Below are 16,541 nucleotides of genomic sequence, written 5' to 3' on the forward strand. Positions count from 1 at the left end.
TCAGGGTATTTTTTGTATTCAGATATTTTTTTACTATGATATATCGGCAGATTATAGGCAAATCTATATCTTTCCGATAAAATCCTGCAGGAAATGCTTTGCTGCACCTACAGCTGAGGCTTCTTTCTTATAAGAACAGTTTTTCAGATATCTCAGATCATGATCAAATCCATTATACTTCATTACTTTTTCCCCAAGCGGTATCATATAATCTGAGAGATATCCACCCATTTCACCTCCAAGAATGATATCCATATCATATGCCATGCGCAGATTTGAAATCAGAATTGCAAGATAATCAAGATACTCTTCCCATTTTTTCTCTGCCTTTTCATCATTACTTTTGAGCAGCTGCATAAACTGTTCCACAGAATCCTTTGACTCACCAACAAGTGCACCTGCAGCGCAATAAGCATCTGCACAACCTAATTTTCCACAATAACACTTGCGGCCTTGAGGTACAAGTATCATATGTCCAAATTCTCCGGCCTTCTGATTTTCTCCGGAAAACAAATTTCCCCCTATGCAAAATGCACCACCAAGAGTCTGATTCAACGAAAGGTAAATTGCATTCTGATAGGTGTTCATATCTTCTGCCATCATTGCCGCATTGGCATCATTTGCAAAATAAACCGAGACAGAAAATGCCTGTTCCAGGAAACTAAGACTATAGTTTTCAAGTTTCAGTGCGTGGGATTTTATCACCAGTTTCTGCTCCTGATTAATGATTCCCGGAATAGAGATTCCAACACCCAGAAGCTTTTCTTTCTGTTCTGCATCATCCATATGATCCAGAAATTTCGCCGCATAATCTGCCACCTGACTGCAATATGACATATCAGATACAAATTTCAGACGAATCCGCTCTGATTTCACAATCTCATACTTCAGATTTACCAGCACCATTCCCAGATGATTTGCAGTGATCACAATTCCCATTGCATAACGATAGGATGGATTGATTCCAATACTTTTAGCCTTTCTTCCTCCTGTGGATTCATATTCTCCAGTTTCTATTATGATACCTTTTTCCAATAAATCTTTTACATTAGACAGAACTGTTGGCATACTCAGATTCAGTTCTTTGGATATTTCCACTTTTGATGTGGATTCTCTATTTATAATATAATTTACGATTTTTGATTTCGTAGCAAATTTCTTTTCCAGTCCGCTCATTCTGTTTCTACCTTCTTTTATGAATGTATTTATAAAAGAATGATACCTGTTATTGTCATATTTGTAAATAGCCATTGTCTCTGCAGAGTATGTTGCTGCAAATATAAAGTCCCTATCGCAGAGTTCAGAGCAATTGTTAAGCTATCAATGTTCGTTAATAGTTGCTTTCGCATGCAACCATCAATTACGCTTCTTGGAGTATCATTATTTGAGACTTTGCAAACCATATCTTTCATAACCACTACTCCATCATGGAAGAGCCGTCCACTATTTATTTTATTAGTAACAAGCGCTGAAAGCAGGTCTCATTTCTTCGATCTGTCTGCGAGTCAAGCCATATCCGACAGCTGTTTTTTCCCAGTTATCTCTGATGATTTTCAAGATATCTTCCGCATAGTCTTCCGCATCCGATTTGGAAATACCGAATCTCACAGCGGTCTGCACTGCCAGATCAATACTGATTCTGTTATCTTCCTCATCCACATTAAGAGACAGCTCATCGCCATAAGGAACAGGATTTACGTCATACAAAGGTGAAAGAATCCATCCCTTGTCTGTCAGAATAAACGCACGATTTCTCAGGTGATCATCCGTATTGGTAACCACCATTATTTAGACCTCCTTGGTGCGCGTTTTCTTGTGATTAGATTGAGATCCTGTAGCTGCCTGCCCATCTCGTCGTCCTTGGCAACAAGCAGAAGATCCTTATCCATATTATCTTGGCCAAAAATCTACCGGCACTACCTCAAATCGATATTTCTGCTTCGCATTCGGATACTTCTCCCGATCCACTTCACTGCAAAACATGTCGTATGGTCTGGCGCATGTTTTATAAGGCGGATACAATGCCTGATAAATTACCAGCTTCTCATCATTTTCTGTATGTTGCGCAAAAGCCAGAATCCGGTACAAGTACTCCGCTGTTTCCAGATTTACATTTTCCCGTTTAAAATGCTGGACTACATCACCAATATGAAATCTACATTCTTCCATTTCGAACTAATTCTCCTTATCCATCGCCATATGTATCATTTTCTCGAAGGATTCTCTAAAATGCTCATTATCCTCCGATGTTCGTTTTCTTGATCCTTTTAAATGATTCTTTCCGGATGCCCTTCGTGCCATCTTATTCAGATGCCGCTCCATAAGCATCTGGTCAATATTCTCATTGGTATACCATTTCCCAGATTGATGAATCGCATACGCATTTTTTCCAAGTGCCATTGCCGCCACTCCATAATCCTGTGATACAACAATATCGCCTTCATGGCAAATGCTGATCAGTTTATAATCCACGGCATCTGCTCCGGCTCCAACTACGATCACTTCACTGTAATCAGATGATAACACATGATTGGTATCACACAATAACGTTACCGGAACACTGTGCTCTTTTGCAACTTTTTCAACAATACCAACTACCGGACAGGCATCTGCATCAACAAAAATCTGCATATCTTCTCCTTTAATTAGACATAAATGGCGTACGAACCTCGATGAGATTATCACTCGGATCATACAGCCTTACAAGCTTCTGTCCACCTACAAGTTCTGTCAGTTCAGTAGCATATCGGACGAAATACTTACCAGATTCATATTTTGCAAGCAATCCATCTATATCAAAATCCTCGAAATACAGTTCCATCCTGTTATTAAATGGCGTAGAAGTTTCATTCAATGTTTTCCCCCATACGTCGGCATCCTGCAAAACAAGTCCCTCCGATAAGATCACATTACCTTCATTCTTAAGAATCACTTGCAGTCCAAATAAGTCCTTATAGAACTCTATGGATTTTTCTATATCATCTACCACAATCAGTACGTTTTTCAGCATATCCGTCACCTCACAATCCGCTTTGAGTCAAGCGAATATTCGCAATCCGCATGCGGTTAAATAATCTTTCCAGACAAATGATCAATTTCATGCTGGCAAATCTGTGCTGTCCATCCTGACAATTTCTGGCGCTTTTTCTTCCAGTTGAAGTCATAATACTCTACTTCAATTTCCTGGTATCTGGTCGTCTTACGAACACCGTCCAGGGACAGACAGCCTTCTTCTGTCTCATACATATCACACTTTGAAACAATCATCGGATTGAACATCACAACATCTATGAATCCCATATTCACAATGATGATATTCTTCTTTACACCAATCATATTGGCAGCCATACCAACACACCGTTCCCGGTTCGCCTGCAGTGTGTCCTGCAGATCCTTTCCAACCTGGATATCAGCTTTCGTGGCTGGTTCAGATGGTTGGCCTAAAAAGAAAACGTCTCTTACAATTTGCTTTACCATTTACTTTCTCCCTGTAGCTTTCATTCTACTTTTTCCAATTTATTATTTACATCGAAACAAACTTTGTCTCCTTCATTGATATTACGCTCATAGAGCCTGGCGTCCTCCGCTTTTACTGTCACTTCTTTTCCTGAAGAATCCACAAGAGTCACTATTGCCATGACTGGTGCATCATCCGGCCGTTCTTCACAACCAAAATCCAGGTCTTCATCGATTCGTTTTACTGTGTACATCATATTTTAATTCCTCTTGAGATAATATTAAGAATCAGTTTTCTACATACCTTCTCCGATAATATTCCATCGTACGATACTCAATAATATCTTTGTCTACATATTCCCACTCTGCACCTATAACAGGAGTACTAAGTCCAGTTAATCTAATTCCCATATTCTTTCTTCCTCTGCATAAATCCAACTAAGATAAAGCATACTCACTATTCCAAAGATTCTGGAAATAGCACTTAAGCCGCTTTTCAATTCATTGATTACATTCGCATCTACTGATCTAATTCTTCCTTATTTTGATTTTCTCAAATATCTATTAAAATGAACCTTTTGTTCATTATTATACCTTACATGTAATAAATTGTCATAAATAACTTTCCGTATTTTGTTGCTTTCCTTGTTTCTTTATGTTTCTTCCCATCAGCCAAAGCAAATAGCCGAGTATAGTAAAATAAATTTTACTCATTGCCCTTCCTCCTCTTAATCTTCCATAAACTCGAAATATTCCTGTTCACTGGCAAATAAAATGTATTTGCCTTCTACATATCCCATATATCCGTTGCTTGTGTTATAACCTTTCATCTGCCAGTCCTCCTTGGATTTTTTTGATGTTATCATTTTATAGCAAATGACTGTACAAAAATCCCGACAACCAACAAAAAAAGACACCAACCGCAGTCAGTGTCTCTTCTGTCATTTCTTCAATCTTTCTATTCTCTCACACAAACATCTCATACATTCCCACCATCACTGGCATGGTCACAATTGACAGCAGTGTCGTAAGCACATACAACGAGCTCGCATATGCCGCGTCTTTATCATATAGTTGCGCCATGGATGTCACAGTTGCGCAGGCAGATGTTATGGACGCAATATACACAGTCAGAAGAATCTGTTTGGAATCATTCACTCCCGCAAATGTATTAATCACTTTCATTAAAATCAATATAAATATTGGATAAATAACCAATCGCAATACTGTCGAAACATAGTTTCTTTTTTTAGTAAATACAGTCTTAAGAGGTACATCCGCAATAACCATTCCGGCAAGCAGCATACCGATCGGACCAATCATATTGTTCATCATATCCAAGACATCCTGTACACCCGAAGGCAACTGGATTTTGCAGACAAACAATATCACTCCTACTATGATTGAAATAATATTTACGTTCAGAAATACTTTTTTCCACTCTAATCTATCTTCTTCGCAAAGCATATTTTTGCAGTGTGTCCAGATCAGAATCAGCTGTACCGCAATATAAGCACTGGAGTAAATAACGTACTCCTGTCCAAGCAACTCCTGTACCAGCGGAATCACCAGTATCCCAGCATTTGAATAAATAACAGTTGCACGCTCAATGGTATCCAGCTGCAATACTTGTTTTAATATTGTGGTAAGTATCAGAAATAAAACATGTACCAGAACTGCTGCTGCACATGCCAGGAGCAGTCCTTTTTTTACATCTGCTGTATAGTCCACCTGAAATGCGTCGATAATCACGCATGGAATAACCAGATAAACCATGACTACAGATATGCTTTTACTCTCCGATGACTTCATAAGTCCAGCTTTTACAACCGCATATCCCATAAGCATGATCGCAAAAAGCTTTGCGATCTCTTCCATTAGTAATAAACTGATCTGCATATTTTGTCCCTTCTTTTCTGACGTCTACTGTCAGCAATTATAGCACACCGTCTACATTATGTTTAATTAAATTTCTTTATCTCTGGATTTTCTTTTTCAATAGATTCATTGATTTCCTGTTTGTTCATAATGCCCTTTCTGTAACCTCTCTTTCCTCTATCACTCTTTTTGACTTCATGTTCATTATTGAGCTTGTTGTTAATTGATAATTCAAGTATAATAAACTCTATACGAGAAATACGCGTCTTGCATGAGGACTTAAAGATTGATAATCCTCATGTTTAGCGATATACGAGGAGGAAATTCTTATGGGCAAACAATCCACCAGGGAAAACAAAACAATTTACCAGCTTTGCCGAGAAGCGGCAGGACTTACAAGAGCAGAGGCCAGTGAAAAAATGGTTGCTGTCTCTGATTCAAAAATTGAAAAATTTGAATATGAAACACAAGAACCTACGCCTTATGATATCCTCCAGATGGCAGATGCCTATAAAAGACCAGATCTTTGCAATTATTATTGCTCTCACAAATGCGAAATCGGCTATCGTTATGTTCCAGAAGTAGAAGTAACCGATCTGTCAAATATCATTTTGGAGACAATTGCCAGTCTAAATGAAATCAATCCTCTTACCGGTCGTCTGATCCAGATTGCCCGTGACGGTAAGATCAGCGATGATGAAATGAAAGATTTTGCTTATATCAGTAAAAAACTTGATGAAATTTCTTTAGCCATAGACTCTTTGAATCTTTGGGTAGATAAGACCGCCGGAGAACAGGGGCTTAATCTTGAACTCTTAAATGCCGAGAAAGAAAAATTAAAATAATCCATAACGCCACGAAAGGCAATGAACCATTTCTGACTCATTGCCTTTTACTTTACATACGCTGTAATTGATTGACTATACTTTCTGTTCTTCGAATTGCTTCTTCTACCTGTCTTTTTGCATTATTGATTCGATCCTGGACCACCCAGTCCACAACAAAACCATCAAAGAAATAATCCGCAAAAGAAAGAAAATCTCCAGTATCGATATTCAAGTTACATGCCATATTTACATCATTTAATTCTCTACTGAAATTACGAAGATCATACTTTGCCTGTTCCATATTCCGTTTGGCCTGATCCATTTTGGAATGTTTTAGCATCGTTGTGAAAAAACCACCGCCAAACATATCTACCAGTCCCCAATTCTTTGCACTGTTTAAATTTTCTTTTGCTGCTTGAAGACTATTCAACGCTCTACGCCCAGCTTCAATTGCTTCTCTTTTTTCTTTTTCAATATCATATCCCATTCGTTTTCTCCTCCTGATCCATTATGAATGTGACGTCACCAATGCTATAACGCCACCGACAATCAACAATGGAAAAGCAATGTACATCAGTCCGCCTACAACCATACCTATCAATATCACCGGGAAGAAAATAACTGTACAAAGTAGTTTCATAATTCCCCAGGATGCTCTTAACCCAAAAACAAAAAATTTTCCTACAAACCAAATCATACAAATTGTAAATAATAACGATAACATTTTTTACTCCTTCCGAAACTCATTCTGATATGTGTCTTTCATTTTTTCTGTTCTTTTTCTGCTAAATATTCAGATGTGTTCTTCATACCAAGCTTATTACTGAATGCCGGATTTTTCTCCATCTTTTCTATTATCCGTACTAATCGAATTCTCTGCGCTGCTTCCATCTAATCACCCCATTTATATTCTGCTTTTTTGTTGATATTGTCACTATAACAAATTTATTTTTCACAATACACATCCCCCTTATCCAATGTCTAATATTCTTTTGTAATTTCCTCTGCTATCTCATATATCTCTTTAAATTTTTCTAAGTCCTCCGGCGATCTGATCAGCATGATTTCTTCGATTTTTCCGGTCCGTATGTCTTTAAACCCTGCTACTTCTTCTCCGGTACAAATGCTTGCACGAATAACAGGTTTCATATGTTCTCGGTCATATGTTTTTTTCACGATTTTCTTTTTGAATATCCCCATGCTTCATCCTCCGAATAATTACTGTAACAAGATCAACTATTTAATTCCTAGAACATTTTTCTGCATCAATCGCAAGTACAAACATCAGCGCATCCAACGCATTTCCTGGATTCTGAACATCAATAACATATGTATCAGTCATATGAAACAGTTCTTTACTGACCCGGGCGATTGAATAACCGCTTCGATCAAGAATGCTATAGTCCCATTCCATAATGGTTCCATCAATATGCCATCCATTGTAATCAATATTATAATGTGGCGTCAGGAATGAGAATTCTTTGCTCAGGCATCCGATATAACTGCCGTTTTTATAAATCTCGAATTTAGGAAGAAAAGTAAGTACTTTCTGAACAACCATTCCTACTTCATTTCCATAGGCATCATAAATTACAAGTTTATGTCCCCAGGACAACTGACCTTTTACTACATAAACAGTGTTGCCTGCTTCGTCATAGATATCATAGCTGTCAAACCATGAAAACAACCTTTGTTTAAACAATAGCTTCATAACTTTTCACCGCTCTCTCCAATAGATATAATTGGTTCTTTATAAGTACCATAATACCATGCCGGAACACCTTAAAAAATATGTAAATTGAAGAATTAACCCGCCTTATTTCACAGATTATGATAAAACATATATTTCCAGCTATAAATCGCTACTTGTTCCAAAAAAGTTACAAAAAAGACCATCTACTGTTTGTTTACGGTAAATGATCTTTTCATTGCAATGTTCAGTTTATATCATATTGAACCACTTGGATTATACTCGTTTATAGATAATTGGTTCATCATATCCAAAAGTTTTCTTTCCATTAACTTCCATGCTTTCAGATACCTCCAGACAACTATCAGAAAACTTTTCCCAAAGCTTAAATGTCATTACCGGTGAAAACTGGCTTGTACTGCCTCCTTCCCAGATTCCATCTTTTTTATGATAGAGCGCCGGAGTGAATTTTTCAGATTTTTTCAATTCAGTGTAGTCAGCATTTTTCATAGAATCATATGAAAACGTACTTTTATCTTCTCCTTCTGGTATTTCATAAGAATACAACACAATTCCATCTTCTTTCTCTGTAATAAGGAAAAGATGCGGGGAAGCATGGCGTTTACCATTTATCTCATAGTAGCTTTCTTCAACAACAAATTTACCATTAAAATCTTTAGGAAGGTTCGAAATTTTCTCATTACAGATTGTATTAATGTGTTCTGCATAAGGATATGTTTTCCCTTCTCTCTGCATATTATCAAACTGCTCTTTGTTATTAAAGTGTCCCGTCATCATATTAATAAAATTATCGAGCTTCATCATGCTTTTTACCTCCAAATTCCGATTGCACTTCAAATCGTTTTCTTCATTCTATCACAACATCTATTATTCCGCCATCAGTCTTTCGAACCAAGTATCCATGACAATGATGAACTGGTCGGCACCTTGCCATTCTTGCAGCAAACATTCAAAAACTATATAACAAAGTGCATGAATGATTTTTGTTTTCTCCATCAAACTGGAATCTGGTTGTATCAAATTTTGCAGATATAGTCTTATAATTCCCATTATTGCTTTCACTGTATCACCCCACTCTTCAGCATTTACATCAAATTGCCAGACACGCGTTTTTGCATCCAGCGGTTCAGCTAACTTGACGCTTTTACAAAATATGCTTCCGCAGTATATATGTCTATTAGGGCTGATTCCAAGGCTCTTATAAATAAAAATCCGGTCTTCTAAGCTGTGTATACGGTTTTGCATTTCTTATTTTTAAGGATTCCTGCATGTCTATGTCTACATATAAAATCTGTTCCGTATCGTCTGCTTTTGCGAGATGACAGGTAACACCAATAAAGATGGTTGACTTTATAATATATTCTTTTTATAATTATTTCATAAAAAGGGTGCAGCGTGGCACATAGACAGGAATGTCTGTGTGCTTTTTTTACTTTATTCTTGGATTATGGAGGGAAAATATGGCAGCTTTTGAGAGAATCTGTTCGGGAATTCCGGATATGGATCAGGCACTGGATAATATCCGGCTGGGGGATAATGTGGTCTGGAGAGTTTCAAATCTCCAGGAATTCAGGTATTTCTGCGAACCTTATATAGAGCAGGCAATCAAGGACAATAGAAGAATTGTATATTTTCGATTTGCCAGTCATGAGCCGCTGGTAAAAGAATGTCCACAGGTAGAACGTATAGAAATTCCCTTATCACACAGGTTTGAGGATTTTACTGTGAAAATACATAAAATCATTGAAAAAGAAGGTTTTGATGTATTTTATGTATTTGACTGTCTTTCAGAACTTCAGACAGCCTGGGCAACAGACCTTATGATGGGAAACTTCTTTCGTGTTACGTGTCCGTTCCTTTTTACACTGGATACAGTTGCATTTTTTCCGATTATCAGGGGAAAACATTCTTTTCATGCAGTAAAGAAAATATTAAATACTACACAGTTACTTCTGGATGTCTATTCTGACAGGAGAAATACATACGTCCGTCCTGCAAAAGTGTGGAACAGAGATTCGGAAACCATGTTTCGACCACATATTTATAACAGAGAAACAGGTGCATTCCGTCCGATCCTGGATGGAGTACAGTCCAGCCGTTTTTATCAGGTTCTTGACAAATTTCAGAGAACAGGTGAAGAGCAGTTTACAGATTCCTGGAATCGGTTTTTCAACACAGCAAAAATGTTATATGACAATCATATGAATACAGATGATGCCTGTAATACCATGTGTAATATTATGATGACCAGAGATGAAAAGATGCGTTTCATGGTGAAAAAGCACTTTACGCCACAGGATTATTTTAATGTTCGAAATCATATGATCGGAACAGGTATGATTGGTGGAAAAGCATGTGGAATGCTGCTTTCCAGAGCAATTGTCCGAAATCTGGCACCGGACATTGATGAGGTGCTTGAACCTCATGATTCCTTTTTTATCGGATCTGATGTTTATTATACTTACATTGTAGATAATGGATTCTGGGATATCCGTGTTCGTCAGAGAGAGGAAGAGGAATACTTTTCGCTGGCAGAAGAATTTGCACAGAAACTAAAAAATGGTGTCTTTTCGGAAGAAATGCAAAATCAGTTTCTGCATATTCTGGAATACTATGGACAGGATCCTTTTATAGTACGCTCCAGCAGTATTCTCGAGGATGGTTTCGGCAATGCATTTGCAGGAAAATATGAGTCAGTTTTCTGCGCCAACAGGGGAACTCTGGAAGAGCGCCTTCTGGAGTTTGAAAACGCAATAAGGACTGTATATGCCAGTTCCATGAGTCTGTCGGCACTGGATTACAGAAAGCGGAGAGGACTTGACAAACGGGATGAACAGATGGCACTTCTTGTACAGCGCGTTTCTGGCTCTTACTATGGATCTTATTATATGCCATGTGCAGCGGGAGTTGGGTACTCTTACAGCCCTTATAAGTTTTTAGAGCAGATCGATCCAAAAGCAGGAATGCTGAGGCTGGTTATGGGTCTTGGAACAGCAGCAGTGGACCGCACGGAAGGTTCTTATCCCCGGCTTGTCAGTCTGGATATGCCACAGGCAACAAGCTGTACAACCATTGCAGAGAAACATCAGTTTTCGCAGCGAAAAGTAGAAGCAGTGGATACCTCAGGACACTGCGTGAGACAAATGTATCTGGATCAGATCGAAGGATTCCTTCCGGAATACCTTGCTAATATTCTTCTGGATCATGATTTTGACGCAGAAAGATCATTCAGGGAGAGGGGAATAAACAGATCCGTTCGTTTTATTGCGTGCAGTGGTATAGTAAAGAATCAGATTCTGATGAAGCAGATACAGGATATTATGCAGCTGCTCCAGAAAGAATATGAATATCCGGTTGATATCGAATTTACGGTGAACCTTTCAGAAACAGGAGAATATTCCATAAACCTGTTGCAGTGCCGGCCACTGAAGGTGTTTAAGGATATCGGAAAAGCACAGATTCCGGAGGATATTGCAGAAGAAAAAATAATTCTGGAGAATGTGCATTCTTCGATGGGACTGTCCAGAAATGTGAAAATCGATCACATTGTTCTGGTTGATTCGATTGCATACTATAATATGCCGTATGCCAAAAAGCCAAACGTGGCGAAACTGATCGGAACAATAAACTGGAAATACAAAGGAAAAAATAAGCATATGCTTCTTATGGTTCCGGGACGTATAGGTACATCTTCTCCGGAACTTGGTGTTCCGACAACATTTGCAGATATCAGTGAATTTGAAGCAATCTGTGAGATAGAAGAGAAAAAGGCGGGATATAATCCGGAACTTTCGTATGGAAGCCATATTTTTCAGGATCTGGTAGAAGCAGAGATATTGTACACCGCAGTATTTGCCAATGAAAAAACGTTACGGTTTGCACCGGAAAAACTGGCAGAATATCCTGATATTGTAAGCCTGTTTACGGAGGATCCTGAGTTGAAGCAGGTTGTTCATGTGTATGATATGAGCAAAGTATCATGCGAACTGTGTAATGATCTGCAGAACGAAAGACTGGTACTTTATCAGCAGTAAAATAAAAATGGGGCTGTCGCACTAAAGGAAAATTAGTGCGACAGCCCCTTTACATTTTATAAATGATGACTACCATTACCTGACATCTGATTATTGGGTTTTCTTATTAGATCTACATCTATTATACCGTGCTTGCGGCCAACTGTCGATAACAAATTGACCGCAACTCTCTTAATTATAAATATATGTATTTAATAATGAAAAATTTCAATCATTTTATATTTACATAAGAGCGAATTGCGTTAGCTGGAAATTGATCATTTTGAATGGAATTTCATGTCACGAACGTGATTAGAAAACAAGAAAAGCGTTCGAAAATGTCAGCTAATCCAGCTAACATTTTCGAACGCTTTGAAGCCCGTCGCCAAGAGGATTTGAACCTCCGACCCCTCGCTTAGGAGCTTGAGATACCACTGAAAACATATATAATTCTTAGTAAAGTTAAGTCAAGGAAATCCTTGATTTTCCTAACTATTCTGTTACTCCTCGTCAAAATAAGAAAACCTGTTTTCATCTCTGTAAAGCACCTTTCGGTGCTCGTCCGGTGCTCGGAGCACCCGGAGGATATAACCATTCCGTTCCATCGAGTTCACTCAGTTGGCCACCATTACGATTCAGCTTCGTAACAATGATCACTTGGTTTTCTTATTAGATTAACTATATTATAACGTGCTGTAGGTCGGATGTCGATGATTTTTTGACCATATTTATTGTTTTATATGTTACTTCTCTATTAGTTCTGCAAACTTGAAGTTATCTATTTCTCCTCTTCGTTAAGACCTAGTTCATTACATATTACTTGCTATCCATCATACCTTATTCTTTCTACCAGCGTTTCCTTTTTCAGATTACTGCTTAAAACGCAGGAAAGTACAATCTGCAACAGACCGACCAAAAAAATCATAATAAAAATTGGTACGATTGGAACATGATAGATATTCATTCCAAATATTCCATTATGTTTTGCATAGGAAAAAAGTGCATAGCCGAGCGGCAGACCAATGATCAAAGCTACGCATATGGTACCAACCGTAAACATCAGTCCCTGTAACTGCAGGCATAAATTTAATTGTTTATTTGTCATACCCACAGCCTGTAATATACCATATTCCTGCTTTTTTGTCGTAATATTCATGATCATGGTATTCGCCATATTCATAAACCCGATGAGTCCTACAATAGCCATAAACAGATAACAGCCAAGCTTCATCATGCTGCTTGCAAATTCGGCAGATTGTAACTGCGCATGATAGGTATCCATTTTTATATGTGAAGTATTAGAAATCAAAGTATTCAGACTCTGTTCCACAGATGCCACATCTTTTTTATCACAGTCCACCCACAGATAGCCATAGGCTGTTCCTCTCGGATTCATGGAACGATATACACCTTCCGGAATGACAAGATAAGTGTCCGCACTTACAAAAGATCCTGCAATCTTTCCCTGATAGGTATAGGTTCCACTTCCATTCTCAAAGTCAAATGCAATGGATTCACCCGGAGCATATCCATCTTGTTCCATCCACGTTGACCAGCCAAAGAAAATATCACCATTCTTTACCGCCTGATCATAGTCCATAGAGCCAATATCCCCTTCTTGGCGCATAAAATCAAAATCCTTTTTACTCACAATAGTAGCCGGAAATCTTGTTCCGTTCAGATTTACAGAGACAATCTCTCTCGTCATGACATCTGTTACTCCCGGAATGCTTTTGATTTCTTCAATCAGCGAATCATTCAATGGATCATCCGTCAGAATCGTATCCAGATTATTCTCCGGATATCTTTCATCATACTCAGCAGAATAGTCAAGCTGCAGTTCAAATTGTCCATGATTAACGGAAAGACGTGCTTCATGCTCCGTGTCAATATTTCCCACATAATTAGAGATAATCACAAACAATACGCAAGAAAAACCCATTGTGATGATAGTACCAATAGTTCTTTTGGGATTACCCGTTACATTTGCCATTGCCATAGAAAACACGGTGACATTTTTTCTGCCATTTCGTTTTCCTTTTTTTTGTGTTTCTGCATTTTCTAAATACCGTGTTGCTTCGATAGGTGAAATCCGTGAAACAATTTTCATTGGTTTACGCAGTGCCAAAGCAACGGTAAGAAATGATACGAAAATACAGAGAAGCATAACAGGCAGGGAAAACAAAGGCACCTGCTGATTTTGAACTCCCATAGAGCCAGTTCCGGTTGATACAAGGTTCCCCTGTTCTACCAGCCAGTTAAAACCGCATTTTGCAATCAGAAAGCCAAAAAGCAATCCAACTGGTATTGAAAAAAATGTCAAAAAAATGCCCTCTCTGAAGATCAGTTGTTTCATCTGCTTTTTTGTCGCTCCCAGAGCCTTGATTTTTCCATACTCCTGTATCTTGTTGGCAATACCGACCTGAAAAATATTATAAATGACCACAACAGAGAAAAGTACAATTGCAAGAATCAAAACCCCGCATACCGCAATCGTTTCATAACTCGGCTGCAAGACCCATTGCAAATAGAGATCATTGACTATAACGTTTTTTTCTTCGATCCCACAAGCTGCTGCAATCTGCTTTATAACCGAATCAATATTATTCATAGATACATTTGCAGAATCATTTAAAGTAAAATAAATATTATACTGTCTGTCATTCTCTGCGACGTGCTCATCATAAAACTCCTGTGACCCGAAAGCAACATAAGATGCCTCGATGGTATACTCATCCCGATCATATAGGATTCCGCTGACAACAAATTCTTCCGGCTTATATTCTGACTGCATCCCTGCGCGGTAATCCAGTGTAACCGTATCTCCGATCTTTACATCACCATACCCCATTGCACGAAAAAATGCTCTTCCTGCGGCAATTTCCTGCGTTCCCCCCGGATACTTTCCTTCCTTTAACTCATATTCCTTATTATAGGGAAGCATTTTTCTTGCAGTCTCATCCATGCAGACAAACCCGCCTTTTTCATTGCCTTTTATGATACCTTCGGTGCACATAGTGCCTGTAGCATCTATTTCCGCACGGCGGTTTACTTCTTTTAACTGCGATCCGTCTGCGGAAACAAACAGACCATAATTGCTTCCATATGATCCTGCCGCCTGACTTTTCTGTAAATGAATTCCCCCATTTCCCACAGTACTGATGATAACAAGCAGCATCGTGGTCAGACAGATTGCCATCATGATCAGTATACTTCTTGTCCTGTTCCTTTTGTCATTGCTATATGCAATCCTGCTTATTGTCTTCATCTGAAATCCACCACCTGTCCGTCCTCAATCACCAGAATACGGTCAGCGACCTGTGCAATTTCGTCATCATGGGTAATCATTACAATTGTCTGTCCATATTTTTTTGCTGTCATCTTAAGCAGAGCGATTACTTCATCACTGGTCTTAGAATCAAGATTTCCTGTCGGCTCATCTGCAAATATAATTTCCGGACGATTCACCAGTGCTCTTGCAATTGCTACTCTCTGCTGCTGTCCTCCGGATAACTGATTTGGCAGATTATAAATCCGGTTTTCAATCCCCAGAGTTGCAATAATATCATTTACATACGCTTCATCCACTTTTCTTCCATCCAGCCCCAGTGGCAGTACAATATTTTCCCAGACATTAACAGATGAAACCAGATTAAATGCCTGAAAAACAAATCCGATTTTTCTTCTGCGGAAAACAGCAAGGGCATCTTCCTTCATCCTGTATAAATCTTTCCCTGCTAAAGTAACACTGCCTTTTGTCGGGGTATCAAGGCCTCCAAGCATATGAAGTAATGTACTTTTACCGGAACCTGACTTTCCAACAATTGCAACAAATTCTCCCTGCTCAATCTGAATGTCCACCTGATTGACCGCTTTGACCTGATTCTCACCTGCGCCATAAAACTTACAAAGCTGCTTGGTTTCTAATATCACACTCATGTGTTGCCTCCCTTTCAATTCTGTAAAGCGTACCTTTTCAGCACGCTTTCTTTGCCTGTTTATATATTTGGTCATTTTTCAACCTACATCCAAATTGTATCAGGACAATCTTTCATTTCACTTTCAAAAAACGAGCAGAAGTCTTACAGAATTGTAAGATTTCTGCCCACTTAAAATTTAACCAACATATGGTAATTGAATCACAAACGTGCTTCCTTTTTTCTTTTTGCCGGAGGTTACCATGATTGTACCTCCGTGTTTTTCGATAATTTCTCTCGATAGAAAAAGTCCGATTCCTGTACCACTCTTTTCCATGACCTCCTTGGAACTTCCTCTGTAAAATCGTTGAAAAATTTTGTGATACTCATTCTGCGGAATACCAATTCCCTGATCCTCAATTTCCATTCTTACAAGATAGTTTCTTTTTTGTAACCGAATAAATATTTTTGAACCACACGGACTGTACTTGACCGCATTATCCAGAACGTTGATCACAGCTTCACCAAGCCACCTTTTATCCTGCATAATCGTGCATGTTTCCAGCTCTTTTTCATAGTCAAAAACGAATTCAATTTCTTTCTCATCCGCTTTTGGATAAGTACAGTTCACAGCAGATATGACAGTATCCATAAGCGGAAGTTTTTTCTTATTAATCTGAATCAGTCCAGTTTCCATCTTGGATATTTCAAGAAGCGACTGCAATAATGTCTCCAGTCC

20 protein-coding genes are annotated in these 16,541 nt (G+C 38.5%); 2 read left to right on the forward strand and 18 right to left on the reverse strand.

Translation table 11 applies throughout. The annotated features are described in order from the left end of the window. Positions 1-63: 63 nt before the first annotated feature. From AB5170_RS15245 to AB5170_RS15285, 9 genes are all read right to left on the reverse strand, one after another. Positions 64-1,176: an ROK family transcriptional regulator gene (locus AB5170_RS15245; protein WP_173770198.1), complete on the reverse strand. Its 1,113-nt coding sequence runs from the start codon at positions 1,174-1,176 to the stop codon at positions 64-66. Positions 1,177-1,455: 279 nt separating this feature from the next. Then, complete coding sequence (locus AB5170_RS15250) at positions 1,456-1,785, reverse strand: HipA domain-containing protein (RefSeq protein ID WP_173719335.1); 330 nt, start codon at positions 1,783-1,785, stop codon at positions 1,456-1,458. A 105-nt stretch (positions 1,786-1,890) separates the two neighbouring features. After that, positions 1,891-2,169 (reverse strand): DUF1653 domain-containing protein, encoded by a 279-nt coding sequence (locus AB5170_RS15255; RefSeq protein WP_195477976.1) that lies wholly within the window; start codon positions 2,167-2,169, stop codon positions 1,891-1,893. Between the two features lie 6 nt (positions 2,170-2,175). Further along, positions 2,176-2,631: a YaiI/YqxD family protein gene (locus AB5170_RS15260; RefSeq protein ID WP_368361737.1), complete on the reverse strand. Its 456-nt coding sequence runs from the start codon at positions 2,629-2,631 to the stop codon at positions 2,176-2,178. A 10-nt stretch (positions 2,632-2,641) separates the two neighbouring features. Continuing rightward, positions 2,642-3,010 (reverse strand): VOC family protein, encoded by a 369-nt coding sequence (locus tag AB5170_RS15265; RefSeq protein ID WP_173770201.1) that lies wholly within the window; start codon positions 3,008-3,010, stop codon positions 2,642-2,644. Between the two features lie 56 nt (positions 3,011-3,066). Beyond that, entirely contained in the window at positions 3,067-3,477 is a 411-nt protein-coding gene (locus tag AB5170_RS15270; protein ID WP_368361736.1) for a peptide deformylase, read from the reverse strand. Between the two features lie 20 nt (positions 3,478-3,497). Beyond that, complete coding sequence (locus AB5170_RS15275) at positions 3,498-3,713, reverse strand: hypothetical protein (RefSeq protein WP_368361735.1); 216 nt, start codon at positions 3,711-3,713, stop codon at positions 3,498-3,500. A 31-nt stretch (positions 3,714-3,744) separates the two neighbouring features. Next, positions 3,745-3,867 carry a hypothetical protein gene (locus tag AB5170_RS15280; RefSeq protein ID WP_368361734.1) on the reverse strand — a complete coding sequence of 41 codons (123 nt, stop codon included), beginning with the start codon at positions 3,865-3,867 and terminating at the stop codon, positions 3,745-3,747. A 555-nt stretch (positions 3,868-4,422) separates the two neighbouring features. Continuing rightward, a complete protein-coding gene (locus AB5170_RS15285) occupies positions 4,423-5,355 on the reverse strand; it encodes an AEC family transporter (RefSeq protein WP_368361733.1) in 933 nt (310 codons plus the stop codon). Positions 5,356-5,663: 308 nt separating this feature from the next. Between AB5170_RS15285 and AB5170_RS15290 the strand changes: the two genes are divergently transcribed. Next, on the forward strand, positions 5,664-6,179 hold the full coding sequence (locus AB5170_RS15290) for a helix-turn-helix transcriptional regulator (protein ID WP_195477981.1): 516 nt from the start codon (positions 5,664-5,666) through the stop codon (positions 6,177-6,179). A 52-nt stretch (positions 6,180-6,231) separates the two neighbouring features. Here the strand turns inward: AB5170_RS15290 and AB5170_RS15295 are convergent, their stop codons facing one another. The 6 genes from AB5170_RS15295 to AB5170_RS15320 form a co-directional block, all read right to left on the reverse strand. Further along, positions 6,232-6,648: a hypothetical protein gene (locus AB5170_RS15295; RefSeq protein WP_148463121.1), complete on the reverse strand. Its 417-nt coding sequence runs from the start codon at positions 6,646-6,648 to the stop codon at positions 6,232-6,234. Between the two features lie 21 nt (positions 6,649-6,669). Continuing rightward, on the reverse strand, positions 6,670-6,885 hold the full coding sequence (locus AB5170_RS15300) for a hypothetical protein (RefSeq protein ID WP_256144259.1): 216 nt from the start codon (positions 6,883-6,885) through the stop codon (positions 6,670-6,672). Between the two features lie 257 nt (positions 6,886-7,142). After that, positions 7,143-7,361 carry an aspartate dehydrogenase gene (locus tag AB5170_RS15305; RefSeq protein ID WP_148463122.1) on the reverse strand — a complete coding sequence of 73 codons (219 nt, stop codon included), beginning with the start codon at positions 7,359-7,361 and terminating at the stop codon, positions 7,143-7,145. 40 nt (positions 7,362-7,401) lie between these two features. Next, positions 7,402-7,872 (reverse strand): LURP-one-related/scramblase family protein, encoded by a 471-nt coding sequence (locus AB5170_RS15310; protein WP_148463123.1) that lies wholly within the window; start codon positions 7,870-7,872, stop codon positions 7,402-7,404. 255 nt (positions 7,873-8,127) lie between these two features. Then, positions 8,128-8,676, reverse strand: a complete 549-nt coding sequence (locus tag AB5170_RS15315; protein WP_368361743.1) for a hypothetical protein — start codon at positions 8,674-8,676, stop codon at positions 8,128-8,130. 63 nt (positions 8,677-8,739) lie between these two features. Next, on the reverse strand, positions 8,740-9,117 hold the full coding sequence (locus tag AB5170_RS15320) for a hypothetical protein (protein ID WP_368361732.1): 378 nt from the start codon (positions 9,115-9,117) through the stop codon (positions 8,740-8,742). Between the two features lie 215 nt (positions 9,118-9,332). On the opposite strand from AB5170_RS15320, the gene AB5170_RS15325 reads away from it, so the two are divergent. Beyond that, entirely contained in the window at positions 9,333-11,906 is a 2,574-nt protein-coding gene (locus AB5170_RS15325; protein ID WP_195477985.1) for a PEP/pyruvate-binding domain-containing protein, read from the forward strand. An 802-nt stretch (positions 11,907-12,708) separates the two neighbouring features. Here the strand turns inward: AB5170_RS15325 and AB5170_RS15330 are convergent. The 3 genes from AB5170_RS15330 to AB5170_RS15340 all read right to left on the reverse strand — a co-directional run. Continuing rightward, positions 12,709-15,153 carry an ABC transporter permease gene (locus tag AB5170_RS15330; protein WP_368361731.1) on the reverse strand — a complete coding sequence of 815 codons (2,445 nt, stop codon included), beginning with the start codon at positions 15,151-15,153 and terminating at the stop codon, positions 12,709-12,711. Further along, positions 15,150-15,824, reverse strand: coding sequence for an ABC transporter ATP-binding protein (locus tag AB5170_RS15335; protein ID WP_006426335.1), 675 nt, complete (start codon positions 15,822-15,824; stop codon positions 15,150-15,152). The genes AB5170_RS15330 and AB5170_RS15335 overlap by 4 nt, the downstream gene beginning before the upstream one ends. A gap of 177 nt (positions 15,825-16,001) precedes the next feature. Then, the coding region (locus tag AB5170_RS15340) for a sensor histidine kinase (protein WP_368365095.1) at positions 16,002-16,541 on the reverse strand (540 nt) is incomplete at its 5' end.

This window comes from Ruminococcus sp. RTP21484sp1_RTP21281st1_A8_RTP21281_210402, assembly GCF_040914025.1.
In the GTDB taxonomy this organism is placed as follows: Bacteria; Bacillota; Clostridia; order Lachnospirales; family Lachnospiraceae; genus Blautia_A; species Blautia_A faecis.

What these genes read in the sequence shown, in the direction of transcription:
- AB5170_RS15255 (WP_195477976.1), bottom strand. Translation starts at nt 2,169, where the DNA reads ATGGAAGAATGTAGATTTCATATTGGTGATGTAGTCCAGCATTTTAAA.
- AB5170_RS15275 (WP_368361735.1), bottom strand. Translation starts at nt 3,713, where the DNA reads ATGATGTACACAGTAAAACGAATCGATGAAGACCTGGATTTTGGTTGT.
- AB5170_RS15295 (WP_148463121.1), bottom strand. Translation starts at nt 6,648, where the DNA reads ATGGGATATGATATTGAAAAAGAAAAAAGAGAAGCAATTGAAGCTGGG.
- AB5170_RS15310 (WP_148463123.1), bottom strand. Translation starts at nt 7,872, where the DNA reads ATGAAGCTATTGTTTAAACAAAGGTTGTTTTCATGGTTTGACAGCTAT.
- AB5170_RS15265 (WP_173770201.1), bottom strand. Translation starts at nt 3,010, where the DNA reads ATGCTGAAAAACGTACTGATTGTGGTAGATGATATAGAAAAATCCATA.
- AB5170_RS15245 (WP_173770198.1), bottom strand. Translation starts at nt 1,176, where the DNA reads ATGAGCGGACTGGAAAAGAAATTTGCTACGAAATCAAAAATCGTAAAT.
- AB5170_RS15280 (WP_368361734.1), bottom strand. Translation starts at nt 3,867, where the DNA reads ATGGGAATTAGATTAACTGGACTTAGTACTCCTGTTATAGGTGCAGAG.
- AB5170_RS15330 (WP_368361731.1), bottom strand. Translation starts at nt 15,153, where the DNA reads ATGAAGACAATAAGCAGGATTGCATATAGCAATGACAAAAGGAACAGG.
- AB5170_RS15300 (WP_256144259.1), bottom strand. Translation starts at nt 6,885, where the DNA reads ATGTTATCGTTATTATTTACAATTTGTATGATTTGGTTTGTAGGAAAA.
- AB5170_RS15315 (WP_368361743.1), bottom strand. Translation starts at nt 8,676, where the DNA reads ATGATGAAGCTCGATAATTTTATTAATATGATGACGGGACACTTTAAT.
- AB5170_RS15270 (WP_368361736.1), bottom strand. Translation starts at nt 3,477, where the DNA reads ATGGTAAAGCAAATTGTAAGAGACGTTTTCTTTTTAGGCCAACCATCT.
- AB5170_RS15290 (WP_195477981.1), top strand. Translation starts at nt 5,664, where the DNA reads ATGGGCAAACAATCCACCAGGGAAAACAAAACAATTTACCAGCTTTGC.
- AB5170_RS15320 (WP_368361732.1), bottom strand. Translation starts at nt 9,117, where the DNA reads ATGCAAAACCGTATACACAGCTTAGAAGACCGGATTTTTATTTATAAG.
- AB5170_RS15305 (WP_148463122.1), bottom strand. Translation starts at nt 7,361, where the DNA reads ATGGGGATATTCAAAAAGAAAATCGTGAAAAAAACATATGACCGAGAA.
- AB5170_RS15260 (WP_368361737.1), bottom strand. Translation starts at nt 2,631, where the DNA reads ATGCAGATTTTTGTTGATGCAGATGCCTGTCCGGTAGTTGGTATTGTT.
- AB5170_RS15325 (WP_195477985.1), top strand. Translation starts at nt 9,333, where the DNA reads ATGGCAGCTTTTGAGAGAATCTGTTCGGGAATTCCGGATATGGATCAG.
- AB5170_RS15335 (WP_006426335.1), bottom strand. Translation starts at nt 15,824, where the DNA reads ATGAGTGTGATATTAGAAACCAAGCAGCTTTGTAAGTTTTATGGCGCA.
- AB5170_RS15285 (WP_368361733.1), bottom strand. Translation starts at nt 5,355, where the DNA reads ATGCAGATCAGTTTATTACTAATGGAAGAGATCGCAAAGCTTTTTGCG.
- AB5170_RS15250 (WP_173719335.1), bottom strand. Translation starts at nt 1,785, where the DNA reads ATGGTGGTTACCAATACGGATGATCACCTGAGAAATCGTGCGTTTATT.